A 20,738-nucleotide genomic window follows, 5' to 3' on the forward strand; every position below is an offset into this window, starting at 1 on the left:
GCACGCCACCCCCGGCCAAATCGCAAAATTGCTTGACCCTGATCAAAGCCGGGCCGGGCACCGGATGCAAAATGAGGGCTCGACCAGGAGGTTTTCCAATGCCCATGAGCAATATTGTCATGCTTACCGCCGTCTTCGCCATGTTCGGCGCCTTCTCCTTTGCGCTGGCCTATGCACAGCTCCAGACCCGCGGCATGGTGGCGCCGGGCGCCCGGCCCATGGATTGATTGAGCCGCGACCCTGCGCCGGACGGCCACACGGCCTCCGGTGAAATGGATAGAACGGGGTCCCGAGACGATCTTCGTCCCAAAGCATAGAGTAGGAACGAAACGAAGACCGTCTCGGGACGCTAGCCATTCGCGCGTAGCGCTGATGGCCTTCTCGCCTCCTCTCCACCGGAGAGATTTGCCCGGCGGGACGGATCGAAGTTTCGCGTTAGGGTGGACCCTGGCGAACTGTCCGATACACCCGCCCAGTGGCACGCGCTGTCACTGTCGACTTGCGTCGACAGAAACCGAACTCTCATCCACCGCCGCGCCAGACCGTGGCGGCACGCGACTGCCCCACGCCCGGCTTTCCCTCCCGCAACCGTTCGCTGCAGTCCGCCCTTTCACAGGAGAGATGAGACGCAGTATGCGGGACGGATTTGGAGGCGAGGATACCTTGGCTGTTAAGGTGATTTTCCAAGTGGATAGCCCCAGCTAGCGTGCCGCCGACGCGAAGCGCCGGCGGCACACACCTGCACGTCTCCGTGGCCGATTTGCATCACACGGCCCCCTCTTCACGTTTGCGCCATTGGCAAGACCGAACGGTTTGGTTACAAATCGTTCGCCGCTTCAATTTCAAATTCAGGGGAGGCGTTGCATGACAGCATTTATGTATTCTCCCCCAGCGGGCAAGCGCCGACCTTAGGTCCTTGCTCCCCGCGGTCCGCCTTTTTGGCCTGATCGCACGCGGTTTTTTCCGTATTCCCCAGCAGCAAAGCCGACCGCTTCAGGTCGCCTGATTTCGGCTCCGCTGCGTCTTTCTTTTCTCCTTTTAAGGAACCGGTGGCCGGAGAACGGCGCCGGACGCAAAAATGAGTCGCAAGAAGCGCCTGTTTCCCGCCGACGCCTTCCGCAATGTGCTCGGCTTCACCTTTGCCCATTGGCGCCGCCAGCCGGTTCGCATTGTCATGATCTGTGGCCTGGTGATCGCCTCGACCTTGGCCGAAGTGATGGTGCCACTGTTTTCCGGCCGCATTGTCGATGCCATTGCCGGCAATGACAATTCGGCAACCAGCGACGCCCTGAGGGCCTTTGCCGTGGTGGTTGGCCTGGGGCTGACCAGCGTCGTGCTGCGCTTTTTCATCTTCCACCGCATCATCAAGCTGACGCTCAAGATGATGGCCGACATCGTCAATGACGGTTTCCACCGTGTGCAGCGCTTTTCAACGGACTGGCACGCCAACAGCTTTGCCGGTTCGACCGTACGCAAGGTGACGCGCGGCATGTGGGCGCTCGATGCGCTCAATGACATCCTTCTGGTGGCGCTACTGCCATCGGTCGTGATGCTGGCCGGGGCCTCGATCCTCCTTGGCTCGTTCTGGCCGGTGATGGGGCTAATCGTTGCCATTGGTTCGCTGATCTACATCGGCGTCACCATTGCCATGTCCATGGGCTATGTCGCCCCAGCAGCGAGCCTGGCCAATGCCTGGGACACACGGCTTGGCGGGGCGCTGGCCGACGCGGTGAGCTGCAACAGCGTGGTCAAGGCCTTTGGCGCCGAGGCGCGCGAAGAAGGCCGGATGCGCCATGTGCTTTCGAAATGGGACAGCCGGACGCGCCGGACGTGGAAGCGCGGCACGCTCAACGGCACGATCCAGGGCTTCATGATGGTCTCGATGCAGGCCGGCATCCTGGGCACGGGCCTGTTCATGTGGACGCGGGGATTGGCGAGCCCGGGCGACATCACCTTCGTGCTAGCCATGTTCTTCGTGTTGCAGGGCTATCTGCGCGACGTGGGCATGCACATTCGCAACCTTCAGCGTTCGGTCAATGACATGGAAGAGCTGGTGGCACTGACGTCAATGCCGCTGGGAATTGACGACAGGCCTGGCGCCACACCCATTGCCATTGGTGCGGGCGGCATCCGTTTCGAGAACGTCACCTTCCAATATGGGGCGCATCCGACGCCGCTCTATCGCGACTTTTCAGTCGAGATCAAGCCAGGTGAACGGGTCGGTTTGGTGGGCCATTCGGGCTCGGGCAAGACGACATTCGTCAAGCTGATCCAGCGGCTTTACGACGTCAAAGACGGCGCCATCACGATTGATGGGCAGAATATTGCCGAGCACCAGCAGGCCTCGCTGCGCAACCAGATCGCCATCGTGCAGCAGGAGCCGATCCTGTTTCATCGCACACTGGCGGAGAACATTGCCTATGGCCGGCCCGACGCCAGCCGCGCGCAGATCATGGAAGCGGCGGAACAGGCCAATGCCCATGAGTTCATCATGAGCCTGCCCAAGCAATATGAGACCATGGTGGGCGAGCGCGGGGTGAAGCTTTCGGGGGGTGAACGCCAGCGTGTGGCCATTGCCCGGGCCTTCCTCGCCGATGCGCCGATCCTCATTCTCGACGAGGCGACATCGAGCCTAGATAGCGAAAGCGAGGTGATGATCCAGCAGGCCATGGAGCGGCTCATGCAGGGCCGTACGACGCTGGTGATCGCGCATCGCCTCTCAACCGTGCGGGCGCTCGATCGGCTGCTGGTGTTCGACAAGGGACGGATCGTCGAAGAAGGCGACCATGCCGCCTTGATCCGGCTCAGTGGCGGCATCTACCGGCGCCTCTTCGAACGCCAGGCGCTGGAGCTGACCAAGGGGCTGGTGGCATAAGCAAACGGGGGGCGCTTCGGCGCCCCTTTTTACGGGTGGCGGATTCAGAAAACCCGGTCGCCCTGCTCTTGCATATAGGCGAGCTCCTCGGGCGTACTCTGGCGCCCCAGCGCCTTGTTGCGGAAGGGAAAGCGGCCGAAGCGGGCAATAGTATCGCGGTGATCGACCATGAATTTTAGCAGGTATTCATTGTCCATGGCCTCGAACAGGCGCACGCCCTCGTTCTGGATGACCAGGGATTCGGCATGCATGAAGGGCATGTAGAAGAACAGGACCCATTGCCGGTCTACCGCCATGTCGTGGCCACCGGCGATCGCTTCCTGCGCCAGAACGATGGCCATTTTGTCCTGCGCGAAGGCGACGGGGCTGCCGCGATGCAATTGGCGGGAGAACTGATCGAGCACGATGATCTCGGCCAGCCGGCCCTCGGGTTCCTCGCGCCAAGCCCAGGCCTCGCCGCGCGCCACCTTGGGGTGGAGATCGGCAAAGCGTTCGGCCAGAGCCGCATCGAATTCGGGCTTGCCTCCGAACCAGTCATCCTGGCCGTGGTCCACAAACCAGAATTGGATGACGTCTTTGTACGATTGCATGCCTGGCTCCGATGGTTGGGGTTGGAGGGCTCACTCACTGCATGGATCGCAAGTGGAGAGCCCCCGGGTCAACCCCGCGTGGCCCCGGATCATGCTGCCAGTTCGAGCCGGATACGATTGCCGGAGGGATCACGGGTTTCAAGGTCGTTGCCGACCACCTCGAGCGGGGCGCCGGCTTGTTCGAGGCGGGCTTTGAGGGCCGCAAGGCTTTGCGCATCGGGGAGACGAATGGTGAACCAGCGAAGACCGGCGGTACCGGCAGGCGGCAGGGTCGCATTGGGGCCGGACCAGATGTTGAAGGCCAGCGTATGGGGCATGTAGTCGAGCCCGACATCGCCCATGCCGAAGGACTTGATCAAGAGGAAGCCGGCAAAGCCGATGGTGTCGCGATAAAAGTCCATGGCGGTATGCAGGTCGTTGACATGCACATGGACGTGGCCGATGCGGGTGCCCGAAGGCATGCGCTGGGCGAGAACCGGGTCAGGGCCAAGTTCCCCCAGCAAGCCGTCGAGATCGATGGGTTCGCGGCCCGAATGGGGCGCTCCCTCGGCTGTGACGGCATAAGTCTGGCCCTTGTCGGGATCGCCTAGCGTACCGCGCTCGGGGGTTTCAAAAGTGATCTCAATGCCATTGCCGTCGAGATCCCAGAGATAGATCGCCTCGGAGACCAGATGATCGGTGGGCGAGATCCGCACATTGCGCTGAAGCGCGCGGACGGCCATCTGCGCCAGGTCGACGCGCTGCGGCACATGAATGGCGACGTGATAAAGCCCGATGCTGCGCGGCACGACCGGGGCGGTGGCGCCGGTTTCGAGCACGATCAGCACCTTGCCGCCAGCGCCCAAATGGAGCGCATTGCCGCGCTCCTGGATAATGTCGAGGCCGACAACGTCCTGCCAGATGGCAAGAGCCCTGGCGCGATCGGTGACGGCGATGTGGACGGGACCAAGCGTGGTGGCGAGGGGCAGGATGGGCTTGGACCGAACATTGGTCTGGACGGATGTGTCGATCATTTCGACCTCAAAATGGGAACGAGCGTGTCGGCTCCAGATGTAGACCCAATGCCTGTTTGGACAAAGGGAGGCATTGCGAAGGCATTGTTCGGCGCGGAGCATCCAATGGCGCACTGGCACGCGCGCTGCTCCGACGTTAGCGTGGCGCCATGATTCCGCGCAGCTTCTTCAACCGACCCGTCATTGACATTGCCCGCGATCTCATCGGGGCGAGGCTACTGCACGAGGGGGTCGGCGGGACCATTGTCGAGGTGGAAGCCTATGATCAGAACGATCCCGCATCGCACAGTTTTCGCGGGCCGACGCCGCGCAATGAGGTGATGTTCGGACCGCCGGGCCATGCCTATGTCTACAAGATCTATGGCATCCATTATTGCCTCAATTTCGTCTGCCAGCGCGGCAGCGCCGTTCTGATCCGGGCGCTCGAGCCGCTTGAGGGACTCGATGCCATGGCGGAGCGGCGAGGCGGGGTTGGGCTAAAGCAATTGTGCTCGGGACCCGGCAAGCTGGCCGAGGCGCTGGGCGTGGACCTCCGGCAAAATGGGCTGGCGCTCGACGCGGCGCCCTTTGCGCTGCACCCCGCCGATGCCGATCATGAGATTGCCATCGGCCCGCGCATCGGCATCACCAAGGGCGCCGACACGCCGTGGCGGTTCGTAAAGAGCGGTTCGCCATTTCTCAGCAGGCCCATGCGCGTGGCCCAGCCCGACTTGTGATCGGCAGCAAGGCAACTCGATCGCATGATCGCCGTTACCCCGATCTGGCCGGCGCGCGTCAACCGGACGTGGTGATATAGGGCTTTTGGTGCGGTTTTTCCGGTTTCCCGCATCAGTCATTCAACCTGACCCAGGCCTTTGTCTCACCCGCGCCGCGCCTCGTGTTTCGAGCAGGAGAGATCCCATGCCCCAAGGTGACAAGAGCGCCTATACCGACAAGCAGAAGCGCAAGGCCGAACACATCGAGCAAGGCTACGAGAAAAAGGGCGTGAGCCAGGATGAGGCTGAGCGCCGGGCCTGGGCTACGGTCAACAAGGACGACGGCGGAGGCAAGAAATCGGGTTCCGGTCGCGGCAAGCACACTGATCACCCGGCAGCCCACAAGGGCGGCAAAAAGGGCGGCGAGGCTTCCGCCAGCCGGCCAGCATCGGATCGCTCCGCATCTGCCAAGAAAGCCGCAGAGACCCGCAAACGCAACGAAGAGCAGCGTCCGCATCACTAAAGAGCCACCCGACCCTCCATCCCTCCCCCTTGTCGGGAGCAATCAAGGGTGGGGCACTGGGCTCAACGCGAATGAAAGAGACAAGCCATGCCAGAACAGATGAATCCACCCCAGACGCAGGACCATCAGCCAGGGCGGGAAACGGAAATGCATCCCAAGCCCGATTATATGCCCAAGTTCCCAGGCAATGGGCGGCTCAAGGGCAAGGTCGCAATCATCACCGGTGGTGACAGCGGCATTGGCCGAGCCTGCGCAGTGCTGTTTGCCCGCGAAGGCGCGGAGGTGGCGCTGGTCTACCTCGAGGAAACCGAGGATGCGGTCATCACCGCCGAGGCCGTCAAAGCCGAGGGCAAGGAGGCGCTGCTGCTCCGCGGGGACGTGGGCGACAAGACCTTTTGCGACACCGTCATCGGTCAGGTCATCGAGCAGTTTGGTCAACTGGACGTGCTGGTGAACAATGCGGCCGAGCAGCACATGCAGACCGAGCTCACCGACATTACCGAAGAACAGTTGCGGCAAACCTTCGAGACCAATTTCTTTGGCTATATGTATCTGACCCAGGCTGCCCTTCCGCACCTCAAAGAGGGCGCGTCAATCGTCAATACCACCTCGGTCACGGCTTATCGCGGCTCGCCGACTTTGGTGGACTATGCCTCGACCAAGGGCGCCATCGTCGCTTTCACCCGCTCGCTTTCCGGGCAATTGGCGGAGAAGGGAATTCGCGTCAATGGCGTGGCGCCGGGGCCGATCTGGACGCCGTTGATCCCGGCGAGTTTTCCGGCCGACAAGGTGGCCGAATTTGGAGCGACCCAGCCTCTCAAGCGCCCCGGTCAACCCAATGAGGTGGCGACAAGTCACTTGTTCCTGGCCTGCGATGAAAGCTCCTACATGACAGGGCAGGTGCTGCATCCCAATGGTGGCGAGATCATCGGGGGGTAGGACCTCAAATCCAGCTCTCGCCGGTTGCCTCCCCTCCCGCCCCGTGATTCATAGGGCGGGTGGAAGCCATTGAGTCTATCGATCTGTTCTCGCCCCATCGCCACGAGCGGCCCACCCCGCTTGCGGTGCTGCGCGACATTTTCGGGCACAAGGCGTTTCGCGGCCAACAGGCCGATGTGATCGACCATGTCGCCGAGGGTGGCGACGCCGTGGTGCTGTTCCCGACCGGGGCCGGCAAATCCATGTGCTACCAAATCCCCGCCATCTGCCGATCGGGCGTCGGCATTGTCATTTCGCCGCTGATTGCGCTGATGCGTGACCAGGTGGAGGCGCTCAAGCAAGCGGGCGTCGCGGCCGCTGCGCTCAATTCCTCGCTCACCGCCGAAGAGAGCGCCGATGTTCGCAGAAAGTTGCGAAATGGCGAACTCGACCTGCTCTATGTGGCGCCCGAACGGGTGGCGACGCCGGGCTTTGCCAATATGCTTTCGGGCATAGACATTGCGCTGTTTGCCATCGATGAAGCCCATTGCGTGAGCCAATGGGGCCATGATTTCCGGCCTGAATATCGCGAGCTGATACACCTCGTGGAATTGTTCCCCGGCGTGCCGCGCATCGCGCTGACGGCCACGGCCGACCCGACCACCCGCGAAGACATTATCGAGCGGTTGGGGCTGGAACAGGCGCAGGTGTTCACCACCAGCTTTGACCGGCCCAATATCTCCTATTCCATCGTTGAGCGGGACAAGGCACGCGAGCAATTGCTGGCGTTTCTCGCCGCGCACAAAGGCAGCTCGGGCATTGTCTATTGCCTCAGCCGGGCCAAGGTCGAGGATGTGGCCGAGTGGCTTTCTGGCAAGGGCATCCCCGCCCTGCCCTATCACGCGGGCCTCAGCGCCGAGCGCCGCAGCGCCAATCAGGATGCGTTCCTCAAGGAGGAAAACATCTGCATGGTGGCCACGGTGGCCTTTGGCATGGGCATCGACAAGCCCGATGTGCGCTATGTGGCGCATATGGACCTGCCCGCCTCGATCGAGGCCTACTACCAGGAAACCGGGCGCGCCGGGCGCGATGGCCAGCCCGCCGACGCCTGGATGAGCTATGGCATGGCCGATGTGGTGCAGCGCCGCCGCATGATCGACGAGGGCAATGCCCCCGACGAGGTCAAGCGGCTGGAGCACGGCAAGCTCAATGCGCTGCTGGGGGTTTGCGAGACGGCGTCGTGCCGTCGGCAGGCCATATTGAGCCATTTCGGCGAGGCGCATCCCGGCGGTTGTGGCAATTGCGACACCTGCCGCTCGCCGGTGGAAAGCTGGGACGGCACCGAGGCCGCCATCAAGGCGCTGGCTGCGATCTACCGCACCGGCATGCGCTTTGGCGCCGCCCATATCATCGATGTGCTGCTGGGCAAGGAGACCGAAAAGGTCACCCGTTTCGGTCATCAACACCAAAAGGTGTTCGGGCAGGGCCGCGAACTGGATGCGCGGGCCTGGCAATCGGTGGTGCGGCAGTTGACCGCCATGGGTTTGATCGTGGTGGACCACGCCAATCACGGCGCGCTGACGCTGAGCGCTGCGGCTCATGAGGTGTTCAAGCGCGAGCGCAGCGTCACCCTGCGCAAGGACCGCCCGAAGAAATCGGTCGAGGTGCGCCGCGCGCTCGGCAAATCGGTGGAAGTGCCCGAGCATGCCCGCCCGCTGTTCGATGCGCTGCGCGACGTCCGCACGCAGCTGGCCAAGGCGCAGGGCGTGCCCCCCTATGTGATTTTCCACGATGCCACCCTGCGCGCCATGGCGCTGGCCCAGCCCAAGCATCCCCATGACATGCTCAACCTGCCCGGCGTCGGACAGGGGAAGCTTGATCGCTATGGGGAGGATTTTCTGGCGGTGGTGAGGCAGGTGGTTCCGTGACTTTGCGGGCATCCCCCTCACCCGTCTCGGCCTTTGGCCGATCCACCCTCTCCCCGATGGGGCGAGGAATAAGAGGGGTTCGCCTGCTCATTCTTCTCCCCATCGGGGAGAAGGTGGCGCGCAGCGCCGGATGAGGGGGATGCCGTGGCACATACAGAGCTGATGAAACGCCCCCGCCTCGCCGTCATCGACATCGCCCGTGGCGTCGCGATTGTGGCCATGGTGATCTATCACCTCTCTTGGAACCTCTCCTATTACCGGTTCATTCCTGTCGATGTGGGCTTTGATCCAGGCTGGGTGGCGTTTGCGCGGACGATATTGTTTGCCTTCATGGTGCTGGTCGGGGTCGGGCTGGTATTGGGGCATGGCGATGGGATGCGCTGGAAAAGCTTCTGGCGGCGATGGCTGCTGGTGGTGGGCGGGGCGGCGCTGATCACGCTCGGGACCTGGTTCGCCTTTCCCGACAGCCTTGTCTATTTCGGCGTGCTGCATGCCATTGCGCTCACGAGCCTTCTCGCCCTGCCTTTTGTGTTCACGCCGATCTGGCTGACGGGGCTGGCGGCGCTTGTGGTCATTGGGCTGCCCTTCGTGTTTGCCGATCCGCTCTACAACGAAAAGCTCTTCTCCTGGATCGGCTTCTGGGTGGTGCCGCCGCCAACCAATGATCTGGTGCCGGTGTTTCCCTGGCTGGGCGTGGTGCTGCTGGGCGTCGTGGCGATGCGGCTGATCCGCGGGACGGTCGCGGAGGCGCGGATCGCCGCGATCCAACCGCGCAGTATCGGTGCGCGGGGGCTGGGCTGGATGGGGCGGTGGAGCCTCGTCATCTATTTGGTGCATCAGCCATTGCTGCTGGCGATCATCATGCCGCTTTCCATGGCCATGGGCACGCAGGAAGCCAGCCGGGACTTGGATTTTCTCAATTCGTGCCAGATGAGCTGCGAGGATGGGGGCACCACGGCAGCGCTCTGCGCCACCTATTGCCAGTGCGGGCTGGAAGGGGTGAAGCGGGACGATCTGTGGGAGCCCGTGTTCACCGGCCTGGTTTCAGCGGCGGACCAGGCCAAGCTTGATGCCAATAACCGGCAATGCTCGGCGCTGATCTATCCTGAGCTGAACGCCGATTAGCGGTCAATCTCCGGGAAATAATCCCGCGCTTCGGGCGTCAGGAACTGTGCCATCTCGGCCAATGGCACCGTAAACAGATCGGTTGTGCAAGCCGACATGACGTGGGGGTAGCCCGAGACCGTGAGCACAGCTGACGGGCCGGGGGCGAAGCGGATGTCGAGATGTTCGGCAATCGCCTGTTCGCCGTAGCAGGCCTCGTCAAATTCGGCGTCCCCCATTAAAATGTCGCTTGTCATGCGCTGCCGCACAAAGGCGATGAGATCCAAGTCCGGCCCCCATTGGTAGGCATCGGGATTTTCCTGGGCGAGGTCGGTGTCCGCGATCTGGTCTGGCGTGGCGCCATATTCGCGCGGCACCCAGGCGGAGAACAGGGTCCGCAGGTCGAGCGGCTTTCCAGTTTTCAGGTCGTAAGTGTCGCTATCGAAGTGATTGTAGGGATGGGCGCCGGTACACCAGAGGCTCCCGGACTGGGTCCAACTGACGAGACGCGGCGAGAGGTAGGACAGGGTCACCGTCTCATTGTCGTAGTCGGCCAGAAACCCGCCGCGCATGCCCCATTCGCTATCGATACCATAGCTGGCAAAGCGTAGCGCCAGGCAATCCATGGCGGCCAGGTTCATCCGGTAGTGCCGGTCGGCGAGGATGGCATTGGCCGGGTCCACCGGGCTGCCATCGGGTAGCGCCACGGCGCGTGGGAAGGCGACTTTGGTGCGGGGGTCGGTGACCATGCGGAAGGTCGCATCGCCCAAGGCCTCGGCCGGACCCTCCTCGAGCGGCACGTCGAGCAGGGTCATCTCATAGGGGGCGCCGCTCCAGTCGAGCGGCCAGTCGTGCATGTAGGAGAACTGGGCCGAACGGTCGTGGAGGCCAAAGGCGGTTGTCTCTTCGCTCGGGCCCAGTTCGCGCCAGGCCATGACCATCAGTTCGAGCTTCTGGCTCTTGGCCTTGCCAGTGGTCACGGCGCGAGTGCCCGCGGCGACATAGGCGTCCGGGTCATAGCTGAGCGTCCAGACGGCGGCGGTGGGTGCCTCAACGACCTTGCCGGCGTCATCGAGCGTGCAATCGGCCTCGCCGCATTCGGCTTCTTCATGCAGTACCCAGCCCTTGGCATCGTGAGACACGGCCACCAGCGGAATATCACCGCCTGTATCCATGAAAGTGTAGCGACCGGCCACCGCGCCGGCCTCGGGCGGGGTCAGTTCTACCACGATGTCGCGACTGCCCAGCTTGCCGACCAAGGTCAGGACATCGACGGCATGGGCCGGGAAGACAAAGAGGGCAGCGGCGCAGACGAGGGCAAAGCGCATGGGCGGAACTCCCGTTTTGCGCCTTTCTAGCAGGTTTGGCAGAATGGGACATGAGCGAAACGGGTGGGGTTGAGCAGAGCAAGAACCCCCACCCGGCCTCCCCCTGAGAAGGGGAGGAGAAGAGCGGTTCATACCGCTAAGTACTGGCCGCCTTGGCGTTGGCCTGGGCTACCATTTCGTCGGGGATATCGTCGAAGCTGGAATAGTTCATGTTGTAGAGCTTGGAATAGAGCCCGCCCAGTTCCATGAGCTGGTCGTGATTGCCCTCTTCGATCTTTTCGCCGTTTTGCAGAACGATGATGCGGTCCGCGCCGCGGATGGTGGCGAGACGGTGGGCAATGACCATGCCGGTGCGCCCGGCGAGCAGGATTTCCAACGCCTTCTGGATCTGCCGCTCGGTATAGCTGTCGATATTGGCGGTGGCCTCATCGAGCACCAGTATCTTTGCATCGGCCACCAGCGCGCGGGCAAAGCTGAGGAGCTGGCGCTGGCCCAGCGACAGGTTGGAACCGCGCTGTTCGAGCATGGTGTCATAGCCATTGGCGAAACGGGCGATGAAATCATGCGCGCCCACCGCCTTGGCGGCCGCGATGACGTCGTCGCGGGTGGCCGAGGCCTTGTTGTAGCGGATGTTCTCGAAAATGGTGCCGGTGAACAGGAACGGCTCCTGAAGCACCATGGCCACCTGTTCACCCAGGCTCTCCTGGGTGATGTCGCGCACATCATGCCCGCCAACGACCACGGCGCCGGACTGGACTTCATAGAAGCGATGGACGAGCGCCATGGCGCTGGTCTTGCCCGAGCCAGTGGGGCCGATGACGGCGACCGTTTCGCCCGGATTGACCTTGAACGAGACGTTTTTCAGCACCGGGCGCTTCGGGTCGTAGCCGAAGACGACGTCGCGGAATTCGACCGAGCCGTCCATGGCACCAGTCAGGCTGATGGCGCCGGGCTTGTCCTCGATGACCGTCGGCAGGTCCATCACTTCGATGATACGGCGGCCAGAGGTCATGGCGCGCTGCATGATGGAATATTGCATGGTGAGCGAGCGGATCGGATCGAAAAAGCGCTGGATGTAAAACAGGAAGGCAACGATGACGCCAACCTGAAGATTGCCATTGAGCACCATGGCGCCACCCACGACCACTACCGTGGCCATGGAAATGCCGGTGAGACTATCCACGATGGGCACCATGACCTGAGCGTATTTTGAGCCGGTCAGCTGGGTGCGCAGGTTGTGATAGGCCTTGTCGTCATAAAGGTCGAAATTGACCTTCTGGCGGTCCAGGTTCTGCACCGTGCGCACGCCATTGATGCCCTCGGCCATGGCCCCGGCCGTCAATGAATTGGTTTCATGCGCCGCCCAGAAGGCTCGCTTGGCCGGTGGCAGCCAAAAAATACGGATGATGAAGAGCACCGGCATGGTGATGAGCGTGAGAAGGCCCAGCCAGGGGTCGAGGCTCAGGAGCACCGCGACGATGCCAAACAGCAGCACCAGATCGCCCACCGAGATCACGGAGGTTTCGAGGAATTCCTGCATGGAATTGACGTCACCCTGCAGGCGGCTCATCAACCGGCCCACCTCGGTCTTGTCCATATAGCTCAGCGAGACGGCCTGGAGCTGGGCGAACATGGCGCGGCGCATGTCGAACAGGACATGCTCGGCCACCTGGCCCACCTGGGTTTCCTGTACCCAGGAGGCGGCAAAATTGAACAACACCGCTATGGCGAAGGCGCCAACGGCCCAGGTCAATGCGGCGGGATCGCCGCCGGCGACAAGGCCCGTGTCGATGGCGTTGCCGATGATGAGCGGAATGGCGAGCTGGGTGGCGGTAAAGACCAGCACCGCCGCCACCGAGAGGTAGATCTTGAGGCGGTAAGGTTTCACATAGGCCCAGATGCGGCGCACGGTCTTGGGATCATAGGCCTTGCCGAACACCTCTTCCTCGACGCGGTGGCTGCCAACGGAGGCGCGTGGCGGGCGCTGGCCCGGAAAGGCCGCGACGTCGCGTTCGTCTTCTTGAACCACGCTCATTGGGCTGCCTCCAGATCGTCGGTGGGCCGGGTCTGCAGATCGTAGAGGGCGCGGTATTTACCGCCCAGGGCCAGCAGTTCCTCGTGGCTGCCGCGCTCGACAATGCGGCCGTCCTCGAGGAAGAGGATGGTATCGGCATGCATGAGCGAAGACAGGCGGTGGGCGATGATCATGGTCACCCGGTCGCTGGCAAAGCGGCGGATGGCCGAGCGGATGCGGTGTTCGGTGCCGGCATCAATAGCGGCGGTCGAGTCATCGAACACCATGACGGCGGGCTTGAGCACGAGGGACCGAGCTATGGAGAGGCGCTGGCGCTGGCCGCCCGACAGCGAGACACCCCGTTCGCCCACGACGGTGTCGTAGGCGGCCGGCAAGCCCATGATGTAATTATGCAATTGGGCGCTTTCGGCGGCACGTTCGATCTTGCGATCCTTCGCCCAGGGGTCGCCATAGGCGATATTGTTTTCGATGGTGGTGGTGAAGAGGAATGTATCCTGCTGCACCACGGCAACCGAGCGGCGGAGGCTGGCCAGGGTCACATCGCGCACGTCCTGCCCGTCGAGGGTCACGCGCCCGGCGGTGACGTCGTAAAAGCGCGGAATGAGGTGGGCAAGGGTCGACTTGCCGCTGCCCGGCGCGCCGACAATGCCAATCGTCTGGCCGGCGTGAGCCTCAAAGCTGATGCCGTTCAGCGTCGGCACGGAGGCGCCAGGATAGGTGAAATGAACGTCCTCGAAGCGCAGAACGCCCTTGGAGATTTCGAGGGGCACGGCCTCAGGCTTGTCCTCGATTTCGACGGGCGCATCGAGGAAGGCATAGAAGCGTTCGCCGCAGGTCGAGGCGCGGGCATAGGAATTGACCATCAGCCCCAGTTGCCGGACGGGCATTTGCAGAATGGTCATAAAGGTCAGAAAGCTCGCCAGCGTGCCGACGCTGATCTCCCCGGCGATGACCTTGTTGCCGCCAACCCAGAGCACCAGGCCCATGGCGACGAAGAAGGAAAAGGTCATCATCGAGGTGTTCTTGACGCGCACCATCACCCGCTGGTGGGCCAGCTCCAGCGCATCGGTTGAAGCCACGTCGAATTTGCGCAGCTCGAACTTCTGGCCGGAAAAGGCGCGCACGACGCGAATGCCGCCGAGGTTTTCTTCCATCACCCGGGTCAGTACCGAGAGCTTTTCCTGCAAAATCAACCAGGTGGCGCGCAGGGTCAGTTGCGCGACCGAAGAGCGCCAGGCGACAAAGGGCACAAAGCTCAGGGCAAGAAAGCCCAGCAGCAGATCGGTGCTGAGCAGCATCCAGGCGCCGACCCCGATCAGCACCGCCAGCAGCACGGTGCGTACAAGACCGGTGGCAAAGAACATGCGCAAGCCATCGAGATCGAGCAGGCCAATGGTGATCAGATCACCCGAATGCACCCGGTCATGATAGGAGTAGGAGAGCCGCTGCACCTTGTCGTAGAAGGCCAGCCGCAGCTCGTAGCCGACGTGGTGACCGACGCTTTCCGAAAAGTAGTTCTGCACCAGGGTAAAGCCGCCGCGGGCCACCGACACCAGCAGCAGGATAGCCGCGGTCCAAATCAGAGCCTCCTGTGCGCCCTCGCCGGCAACGCTGAGCACGGTCTGCGTCTGGTCGATGGCCTGGCCAAGCAGGCGGGGAATGGACAATTGCAGGATCGAGGCGACGATTGTTGCGCCGATGGCCAGGCTTGCCTGAAACGGGTGCCGCAGGGAGTAGAGGGAGATGCGCTTGAGCGGCCCCATGCCAATGCCGGCATGGGCTGCTGCAACATGGTCCCGAGCATCGCCGCGCGAACGCTCGCGGCCAGCCTTGAGGGTAATCAAGGAAGTATCCAGACTTCAGTTAGGTGGGCCCCGATAGGGGAGGCGGGAGGTCCGTCGACCGGCAATCGGGCAAATCAAAAAACTCGCCCGACCATAAAAAACGCATTGCGCGTTCCATTCAAGATGCAAATTGCGCAAAAAATGCAACGTTACAACAGAAAGACGACACTGGCATGACCCCATGCCGAACCGGCGATAGGCGAAATCGCCCGGTCGGCCCATGACTATGGCAGGAGATCCATTCATGTTCCCGCTGCTGACCCTGGCGCTCGTTGCCCTTTCCGTTTTCCTGACCTCGACGCTTTCGGGCGTTTTCGGCATGGCCGGCGGGCTGGTGCTGCTGGCCATTCTGCTCGCCACGCTGCCAGTCACCACAGCCATTGCCGTGCAGGGTGCCATCCAGATCGTCGCCAATGGATCGCGGGCCTGGTTCTCGCGCACCTACATCGATTGGAACGTGCTGGGCGTGATCTGCCTGGGGCTGGGCGCAGCGGCACTGGCGCTGTTTGTGCTGCGATATACCCCCGACCTGGCGACCGTCTGCATTGCCATCGGCCTCATGCCGATCCTTGTGTGGATACCCAAGGGCTGGCTGGCGCTTGATGCGAGCAAGCCACATCACGCCTTTCTCTGCGGCTTCCTGGGCGGTGGGCTGAACCTGGCGGTGGGCGCCTCTGGCCCCGCGGTCGATATCTTTTTCATCCGCACCGCCATGGACCGGCGCAAGATCATTGCCACCAAGGCGGCAACGCAGGTGATCTCACATGCTGCCAAGGTGGTATTCTATGGCGGGCTGGCCACGGCCATGGGCGGCCGCGAGTGGATGATGGTGCTGGTCGCGGCCCCCTTTGCCATTGCCGGCACGAACCTGGGCTATCACATCCTGCAGCGCATGAGCGACGACGGCTTCAAGGCCTGGACCCGCTGGGTGGTTACCGTCATTGGATTATTCTATTTCGCCCGCGGCTTGTCCTTGCTCCTTGGCGCTTGATCGCTATGTTGCCTCTGGGAGACGACATGGCATCATTCGATAGCGTTACGGCGCGCCTCATTCTGCTTTTGGCCGAAACCGGCTCAATCGGCCGCGCGGCTGAGCGGGAAGGTATCGCTTCTTCCGCCGTCAGCCGCCGGGTGTCGGACCTTGAAGGACGGTTGGGCGTCGTGCTGTTCGACCGCTCGGCGCATGGGGTGAAGCTGACCAAGGCGGGTGAGGCCTATGCCGAGGGATGCCGCACGGTGCTGCGCTCGATTGCTGACCTCGATGCCATCATGGATGATTTCGGTTCTGGCCAGCGCGGAAGCCTCAGGCTGGCCTGCACCAGCTCGGCGCTGACCGGGCGACTGCCTGAATTGCTCGCCAAGTTTGCCGCAAAATATCCCGGCATCGAAATCGCCATTGCCGAAATGGGCGCGGCAAAAGCGCTGTTGGCACTGGACGAGGGCCAGGCCGATATCGCCATTGTTTCGGACAATTACGATTTCTCCCGTTTCGACATCCGACCCTTCGAGGACGAAAGGGTCTGGGTGCTGGTGCCGCCCGAACACCCGCTGGCCAGCGCCATCGAGCCGCGCAAGTCCGTGGCCTTTGCCACGGTCATTCCGCATCCCATTGTCGGCATCCACCACGCCGGCTCGCTTGATCGCCTACTCAGTGAAGCCGCCGAAAAGCAGGGCAATCCGCTGATCGAAGCGCTGCGCGTGGAAAGCTTTCCGGCGCTGGTGCGAATGGTGGAAGCAGGCTTTGGCATTGGCTTCCTGCGCTCCACAAGCCTGCATCTGCTGGCCGGCACCGACCTTGTCTGTGCGCCGCTGGCCGAGCCATGGGCCATGCGCCAGCTTCTCGTTGCACGGCGCAAGTCGAGCCCGCTTTCTGCGGCCATGAAGAGCTTTGTGGCCTTGGCAAGCGAGACCTACCTGCCCTCCGCCTAATAATCAGACTTCCACCGTCATATTTTCTTTTGACAGCAGGGACACTCCGAGTCTAGGAAACCGGACAAGCGCCATCAAGTTTGGCGCGAGTACCGCCAACCCTGGAACGGATTGACCTGATGACCTTGCTTTTGCGCACTTCTGCCCTAGTGGCAGCCCTGTTTGCCAGTTCGCTGGCTCTTGCTCCCGCAATCTTCGCGCAGGAGAAAATTGTGGCGACGCCGCAGGGCGAGGTCACCCTGCCGGGTGTGCCGGCCAAGGTGCTCACTCAGGATTGGGCGGTGTTTGATAACCTCAACGCGCTCGGCGTTGCCGTGGCTGGCGTGCCGTCGTCGAATGCGCCAAGCTATCTCGCCGACAGTATCCCGGCCGATGCGCTGCAAATCGGCTCGCTGTTCGAGCCCGATTTCGAAGGCATCGCAGCCTCCGAAGCCGACGTCTATTTTGTCGCGGCGCGGTCGGCCAAAGCATTTGAAACCGCCAAGGACATTCTGCCCACAATCGATCTTTCGATCGACAATGCCGACATCGTCGCCGGCGTTAAGGGCAACATGACCAAGCTGGGCGACATCTTTGGTCTCACCGACAAGGCCACCGAACTCAATGCCGCTCTCGACGCCAAGGTGGCCGAAGTAACCGCAGCCGCCGAAGGCAAGGGTACCGCCCTGGTTCTGGTCACCAATGCCGGCAAGCTCGGCGTCTATGGCCCGGATTCGCGCGTCAGCTGGATCTACAACAATATCGGCATGCCTTCCGCTCTGGCTGATGTGGCCGATGGCGACCATGGCGGTGACGCCGTGTCGTTTGAATTCCTGCTCGAAGTGAACCCCGACTGGGTCTTCGTGGTCGACCGTGACGCCGGCACCGGCGAGAATGCCGGCGCCGCCGCAGCCTTGCTCGACAACGAACTGTTCAACCAGACCACTGCCGCCAAGGAAGGCCAGATCGTCAATCTCGATCCGCAGGCGTCCTATATTTCGATGCATGGCTACGAAGGTGTGATGCTGCTGCTCGACCAGGTCCTTGCTGGCCTCAACGGCTAAGTCATTGGCTCCTGCACACCCTCACCCCTTGAGGGGAGGGTGGTGAAGCTTGGTCCGCAGGACTTAGCGGAACTGGGGTGGGGGTGTCGGAACCTTGGACAAACGCCAAGTCTGTGCATCGACACCCCCACCCTCATTCCCTCCCCTCAAGGGGGAGGGGGCGCAGGACCGCTCTGCCCAATTGCCCTCGACGTATCAAGGCCCCACCTTGCGCACTCTCATACTTGCCCTCGCCGCCACCTTGGCCCTGGCCGTGGTGAGCGTCTTTGTCGGCGTCAGTGACGTCTCGATCCCAAGCCTTCTGGCCGGGGGCATCGACTCGCGCGCCATGGAGGTGCTGCTGATCAGCCGTGTTCCCCGCACCCTCGCGCTCGTCCTTGCCGGCGCCTCCATGGCCATTGCGGGCCTGGTCATGCAAATGGTGGTGCGCAACCGCTTTGTCGAACCATCGACCACCGGGACCACCGAATCCGCGGCTCTTGGCTTTCTTGTCGTCACGCTCCTCGCGCCCGGCTGGCCGCTGATGGCCAAGATGGGTGTTTCAGCTCTCTTTGCGCTTGGGGGAACCGCCCTCTTTCTGCGCGTCCTGCGTGCCGTACCGCTCCGCGACGTGCTGCTGGTGCCGCTGGTCGGCATCATGCTCGGCGGCATTATTGGCGCGCTCACGGCCTTCATCGCCTACCGCGCCAATCTCATGGCTTCGATGCTGGCGTGGAATATGGGCGACTTCTCCGGCGTCCTGCGCGGCCGCTACGAACTGCTCTGGATTGGCCTCGTCTGCTGCGTTGCCGCCTATATCGCTGCCGACCGTTTTACCGTGGCCGGAATGGGCAAGGATTTCACCACCAATCTGGGGCTCAACTACCAGCGCGTCATGATGCTGGGCCTCGTCATCGTCTCGCTGGTTAGCGCTGTGGTGCTGGTCTCGGTGGGCTCCATCCCCTTCCTTGGGCTGATCGTGCCCAATCTCGTCAGCCTGATGATCGGCGACAACATGCGCCGCACCGTACCCTGGGTGGCAGTCGGCGGCGCGGGCATGGTTCTGGCTTGCGACATTGCCGGGCGCCTCATCCGCTTCCCCTATGAAATCCCGATCGCGGTAGTCATGGGTGTGGTGGGCAGCGCCATGTTCCTCTACCTGCTGCTGCGCACCCCGCGGGGCGCGTCATGACCGAGCAAGTGATGTCCACCTCGGGCCTGCGCCTCGGTCGCCCGGCCCTCGTGCTGATCGGCCTCACGTTCCTGACGCTTATTTCCATTGCCCTCTTCATGACGCTGGGCGCCAAGGGCAGCTGGAGCTTTGTCCTCTCGTTCCGCGGCAAGAAATTGCTGGGGCTGATCCTGGTGGCCTATGCGGTCGCCGTCTCGACCGTGCTGTTCCAGACCGTCACCAATAATCGCATTCTCACCCCATCGATCATGGGTTTTGACGCGCTCTATGTGCTGATCAAGACCGCCATCGTCTTCTTCCTCGGCGTGGGGGCCCTCACCGCTATCGACAGCCAATTGCAGTTTGTCGTCGAAGTGCTGGTCATGGTCGCGTTCTCCGGCCTTCTCTTCCGCTGGCTGTTTCTCGGTGAGGAGCGGAGCCTGCATCTGCTGGTGCTGGTCGGCATCATCTTTGGCGTGCTGTTCCGCTCGCTCAGCCAGTTGATGCAGCGCATGCTCGATCCCGGCGCCTTCAACGTGTTGCAGGACACGATGTTCGCCAGTTTCGCCACCACCGATCCGACGCTTCTGGGTATTTCCTGCGTGATCATGCTGGCGGTCAGCGCCGTGGGTCTCAGGATCATGCATACCTATGATGTGCTCTCGCTCGGGCGTGCCCAGGCGATCAATCTGGGCGTCGACTACAAGCGCATGGTGGTCATCATTCTCTCATTGGTGGCAGTACTGGTTTCAGTTTCGACGGCTTTGGTCGGCCCCGTGACTTTTTTTGGTCTCCTGGTCGCAACCCTCGCCCATTCGCTGATCGGACAGTCGCAGCATCGGTATGTGCTACCGGCTGCCGTACTGCTCGGCATCATTGCGCTGGTCGGCGGACAGACCCTGCTGGAGCGAGTCTTTGCCTTCGATACGGCGCTCTCCATCATCATCGAATTTCTGGGCGGCATCGTCTTTATCGCCCTTGTCATGCGGAGGTCGGCGCGATGATCGTCACCAGCAATGTCACCAAGAATTACGGCGCGTCCTGCGTGGTCGATGGCGTCTCGCTCAAGCTGCCGCAGGGCGGGATCACTTCGATCATCGGCCCCAATGGCGCGGGCAAGTCGACCCTGCTCTCCATGGTCAGCCGCTTGATGGCCATGGACAAGGGCACCGTGACCGTGGGCGGGCTCGATGTCACCACCGCGCCAAGCGACGAACTGGCTCGGCGCATGTCGATCCTGCGGCAGGACAATCACATGACCGCGCGCCTCACCGTGCGCGATCTCGTCTCCTTCGGGCGCTATCCCTATTCCAAAGGCCGGCTCACTGTGGCGGACAAGGCGCATATCGATCGCGCCATCGACTATCTCGACCTCGGCGATCTCTCCGGCCGCTTTCTCGACGAGTTATCGGGCGGGCAGCGGCAGCGGGCTTTTGTGGCAATGGTGCTGGCGCAGGACACCGACTATGTGCTGCTCGACGAACCGCTCAACAATCTGGATATGCGTCATGCCATGGGCATGATGAAACTGATGCGGCAGGCGGCGAACGAGTTGGGCAAGACCATCGTTCTTGTCCTGCACGACATCAATTTCGCCTCCTGGTATTCTGACCATATCGTCGCCATGAAGCACGGCAAGGTGGCCGCACAGGGCAGCGCCTCGGAGATGATCCGGCCGGACGTGCTTTCCGGCATTTATGAGATGGACATCAAGGTGCATGAGATCGGCGGGCAGCTGATCAGCGTCTACTACGGCTGAGGGC

The 20,738-nt window shown here is 62.4% G+C and carries 18 protein-coding genes; 13 read left to right on the top strand and 5 right to left on the bottom strand.

The window, feature by feature from the left end:
* Nucleotides 1-98 precede the first annotated feature (98 nt).
* Nucleotides 99-227 carry a hypothetical protein gene (locus NIM87_RS18625; RefSeq protein WP_269468123.1) on the top strand — a complete coding sequence of 43 codons (129 nt, stop codon included), beginning with the start codon at nucleotides 99-101 and terminating at the stop codon, nucleotides 225-227.
* Nucleotides 228-1,078: 851 nt separating this feature from the next.
* The gene (locus NIM87_RS16395) at nucleotides 1,079-2,875 is read left to right on the top strand and encodes an ABC transporter ATP-binding protein (protein WP_254675784.1); all 1,797 of its coding nucleotides are present in this window, start codon (nucleotides 1,079-1,081) and stop codon (nucleotides 2,873-2,875) included.
* A 44-nt stretch (nucleotides 2,876-2,919) separates the two neighbouring features.
* Here NIM87_RS16395 and NIM87_RS16400 read toward each other — a convergent pair whose 3' ends face one another.
* Nucleotides 2,920-3,465 (bottom strand): DUF924 family protein, encoded by a 546-nt coding sequence (locus NIM87_RS16400; RefSeq protein WP_254675785.1) that lies wholly within the window; start codon nucleotides 3,463-3,465, stop codon nucleotides 2,920-2,922.
* An 89-nt stretch (nucleotides 3,466-3,554) separates the two neighbouring features.
* Nucleotides 3,555-4,478, bottom strand: coding sequence for a VOC family protein (locus NIM87_RS16405; RefSeq protein ID WP_254675786.1), 924 nt, complete (start codon nucleotides 4,476-4,478; stop codon nucleotides 3,555-3,557).
* A gap of 149 nt (nucleotides 4,479-4,627) precedes the next feature.
* On the opposite strand from NIM87_RS16405, the gene NIM87_RS16410 reads away from it, so the two are divergent.
* The 5 genes from NIM87_RS16410 to NIM87_RS16430 all read left to right on the top strand — a co-directional run bounded on the left by NIM87_RS16410 (nucleotide 4,628) and on the right by NIM87_RS16430 (nucleotide 9,667).
* Nucleotides 4,628-5,194: a DNA-3-methyladenine glycosylase gene (locus NIM87_RS16410; RefSeq protein WP_254675787.1), complete on the top strand. Its 567-nt coding sequence runs from the start codon at nucleotides 4,628-4,630 to the stop codon at nucleotides 5,192-5,194.
* Between the two features lie 184 nt (nucleotides 5,195-5,378).
* A complete protein-coding gene (locus NIM87_RS16415) occupies nucleotides 5,379-5,696 on the top strand; it encodes a plasmid stabilization protein (protein ID WP_254675788.1) in 318 nt (105 codons plus the stop codon).
* A gap of 87 nt (nucleotides 5,697-5,783) precedes the next feature.
* The gene (locus NIM87_RS16420) at nucleotides 5,784-6,635 is read left to right on the top strand and encodes an SDR family oxidoreductase (RefSeq protein ID WP_254675789.1); all 852 of its coding nucleotides are present in this window, start codon (nucleotides 5,784-5,786) and stop codon (nucleotides 6,633-6,635) included.
* Nucleotides 6,636-6,694: 59 nt separating this feature from the next.
* Nucleotides 6,695-8,542, top strand: coding sequence for a DNA helicase RecQ (gene recQ / locus NIM87_RS16425; RefSeq protein ID WP_254675790.1), 1,848 nt, complete (start codon nucleotides 6,695-6,697; stop codon nucleotides 8,540-8,542).
* Nucleotides 8,543-8,686: 144 nt separating this feature from the next.
* Nucleotides 8,687-9,667 (top strand): DUF1624 domain-containing protein, encoded by a 981-nt coding sequence (locus NIM87_RS16430; RefSeq protein WP_254675791.1) that lies wholly within the window; start codon nucleotides 8,687-8,689, stop codon nucleotides 9,665-9,667.
* On the opposite strand, the gene NIM87_RS16435 is transcribed toward NIM87_RS16430, so the two are convergent.
* From NIM87_RS16435 to NIM87_RS16445, 3 genes are all read right to left on the bottom strand, one after another.
* On the bottom strand, nucleotides 9,664-10,974 hold the full coding sequence (locus NIM87_RS16435; protein ID WP_254675792.1) for a hypothetical protein: 1,311 nt from the start codon (nucleotides 10,972-10,974) through the stop codon (nucleotides 9,664-9,666). The two genes, NIM87_RS16430 and NIM87_RS16435, sit on opposite strands and share 4 nt — an antisense overlap.
* 136 nt (nucleotides 10,975-11,110) lie before the next feature.
* Complete coding sequence (locus NIM87_RS16440; RefSeq protein ID WP_254675793.1) at nucleotides 11,111-13,009, bottom strand: ABC transporter ATP-binding protein; 1,899 nt, start codon at nucleotides 13,007-13,009, stop codon at nucleotides 11,111-11,113.
* Nucleotides 13,006-14,772 carry an ABC transporter ATP-binding protein gene (locus NIM87_RS16445; RefSeq protein WP_254675896.1) on the bottom strand — a complete coding sequence of 589 codons (1,767 nt, stop codon included), beginning with the start codon at nucleotides 14,770-14,772 and terminating at the stop codon, nucleotides 13,006-13,008. Before NIM87_RS16445 ends, NIM87_RS16440 begins: the two co-directional genes overlap by 4 nt.
* A 325-nt stretch (nucleotides 14,773-15,097) precedes the next feature.
* Here NIM87_RS16445 and NIM87_RS16450 point away from each other — a divergent pair, with 325 nt between their 5' ends.
* From NIM87_RS16450 to NIM87_RS16475, 6 genes are all read left to right on the top strand, one after another.
* Nucleotides 15,098-15,844: a sulfite exporter TauE/SafE family protein gene (locus tag NIM87_RS16450; protein WP_254675794.1), complete on the top strand. Its 747-nt coding sequence runs from the start codon at nucleotides 15,098-15,100 to the stop codon at nucleotides 15,842-15,844.
* 26 nt (nucleotides 15,845-15,870) lie between these two features.
* Nucleotides 15,871-16,782, top strand: a complete 912-nt coding sequence (locus NIM87_RS16455) for a LysR family transcriptional regulator (RefSeq protein ID WP_254675795.1) — start codon at nucleotides 15,871-15,873, stop codon at nucleotides 16,780-16,782.
* A 119-nt stretch (nucleotides 16,783-16,901) separates the two neighbouring features.
* Complete coding sequence (locus NIM87_RS16460) at nucleotides 16,902-17,825, top strand: siderophore ABC transporter substrate-binding protein (protein ID WP_254675796.1); 924 nt, start codon at nucleotides 16,902-16,904, stop codon at nucleotides 17,823-17,825.
* Nucleotides 17,826-18,033: 208 nt separating this feature from the next.
* Nucleotides 18,034-18,996 (top strand): ABC transporter permease, encoded by a 963-nt coding sequence (locus NIM87_RS16465; RefSeq protein WP_254675797.1) that lies wholly within the window; start codon nucleotides 18,034-18,036, stop codon nucleotides 18,994-18,996.
* On the top strand, nucleotides 18,993-19,979 hold the full coding sequence (locus tag NIM87_RS16470) for an iron chelate uptake ABC transporter family permease subunit (RefSeq protein ID WP_408640092.1): 987 nt from the start codon (nucleotides 18,993-18,995) through the stop codon (nucleotides 19,977-19,979). Before NIM87_RS16465 ends, NIM87_RS16470 begins: the two co-directional genes overlap by 4 nt.
* Nucleotides 19,976-20,734: an iron ABC transporter ATP-binding protein gene (locus NIM87_RS16475; protein WP_254675798.1), complete on the top strand. Its 759-nt coding sequence runs from the start codon at nucleotides 19,976-19,978 to the stop codon at nucleotides 20,732-20,734. The genes NIM87_RS16470 and NIM87_RS16475 overlap by 4 nt, the downstream gene beginning before the upstream one ends.
* The last annotated feature ends 4 nt before the right edge of the window (nucleotides 20,735-20,738 follow it).

It is taken from the genome of Devosia ureilytica (genome assembly GCF_024273195.1).
Lineage (GTDB): Bacteria > Pseudomonadota > Alphaproteobacteria > Rhizobiales > Devosiaceae > Devosia > Devosia ureilytica.

What these genes read in the sequence shown, in the direction of transcription:
- NIM87_RS16445 (WP_254675896.1), bottom strand. Translation starts at nt 14,772, where the DNA reads ATGGGGCCGCTCAAGCGCATCTCCCTCTACTCCCTGCGGCACCCGTTT.
- NIM87_RS16420 (WP_254675789.1), top strand. Translation starts at nt 5,784, where the DNA reads ATGCCAGAACAGATGAATCCACCCCAGACGCAGGACCATCAGCCAGGG.
- NIM87_RS16395 (WP_254675784.1), top strand. Translation starts at nt 1,079, where the DNA reads ATGAGTCGCAAGAAGCGCCTGTTTCCCGCCGACGCCTTCCGCAATGTG.
- NIM87_RS16400 (WP_254675785.1), bottom strand. Translation starts at nt 3,465, where the DNA reads ATGCAATCGTACAAAGACGTCATCCAATTCTGGTTTGTGGACCACGGC.
- NIM87_RS16475 (WP_254675798.1), top strand. Translation starts at nt 19,976, where the DNA reads ATGATCGTCACCAGCAATGTCACCAAGAATTACGGCGCGTCCTGCGTG.
- NIM87_RS16450 (WP_254675794.1), top strand. Translation starts at nt 15,098, where the DNA reads ATGTTCCCGCTGCTGACCCTGGCGCTCGTTGCCCTTTCCGTTTTCCTG.
- NIM87_RS16415 (WP_254675788.1), top strand. Translation starts at nt 5,379, where the DNA reads ATGCCCCAAGGTGACAAGAGCGCCTATACCGACAAGCAGAAGCGCAAG.
- NIM87_RS16410 (WP_254675787.1), top strand. Translation starts at nt 4,628, where the DNA reads ATGATTCCGCGCAGCTTCTTCAACCGACCCGTCATTGACATTGCCCGC.
- NIM87_RS16440 (WP_254675793.1), bottom strand. Translation starts at nt 13,009, where the DNA reads ATGAGCGTGGTTCAAGAAGACGAACGCGACGTCGCGGCCTTTCCGGGC.
- NIM87_RS16435 (WP_254675792.1), bottom strand. Translation starts at nt 10,974, where the DNA reads ATGCGCTTTGCCCTCGTCTGCGCCGCTGCCCTCTTTGTCTTCCCGGCC.
- NIM87_RS16455 (WP_254675795.1), top strand. Translation starts at nt 15,871, where the DNA reads ATGGCATCATTCGATAGCGTTACGGCGCGCCTCATTCTGCTTTTGGCC.
- NIM87_RS18625 (WP_269468123.1), top strand. Translation starts at nt 99, where the DNA reads ATGCCCATGAGCAATATTGTCATGCTTACCGCCGTCTTCGCCATGTTC.
- NIM87_RS16405 (WP_254675786.1), bottom strand. Translation starts at nt 4,478, where the DNA reads ATGATCGACACATCCGTCCAGACCAATGTTCGGTCCAAGCCCATCCTG.
- NIM87_RS16470 (WP_408640092.1), top strand. Translation starts at nt 18,993, where the DNA reads ATGACCGAGCAAGTGATGTCCACCTCGGGCCTGCGCCTCGGTCGCCCG.
- NIM87_RS16460 (WP_254675796.1), top strand. Translation starts at nt 16,902, where the DNA reads ATGACCTTGCTTTTGCGCACTTCTGCCCTAGTGGCAGCCCTGTTTGCC.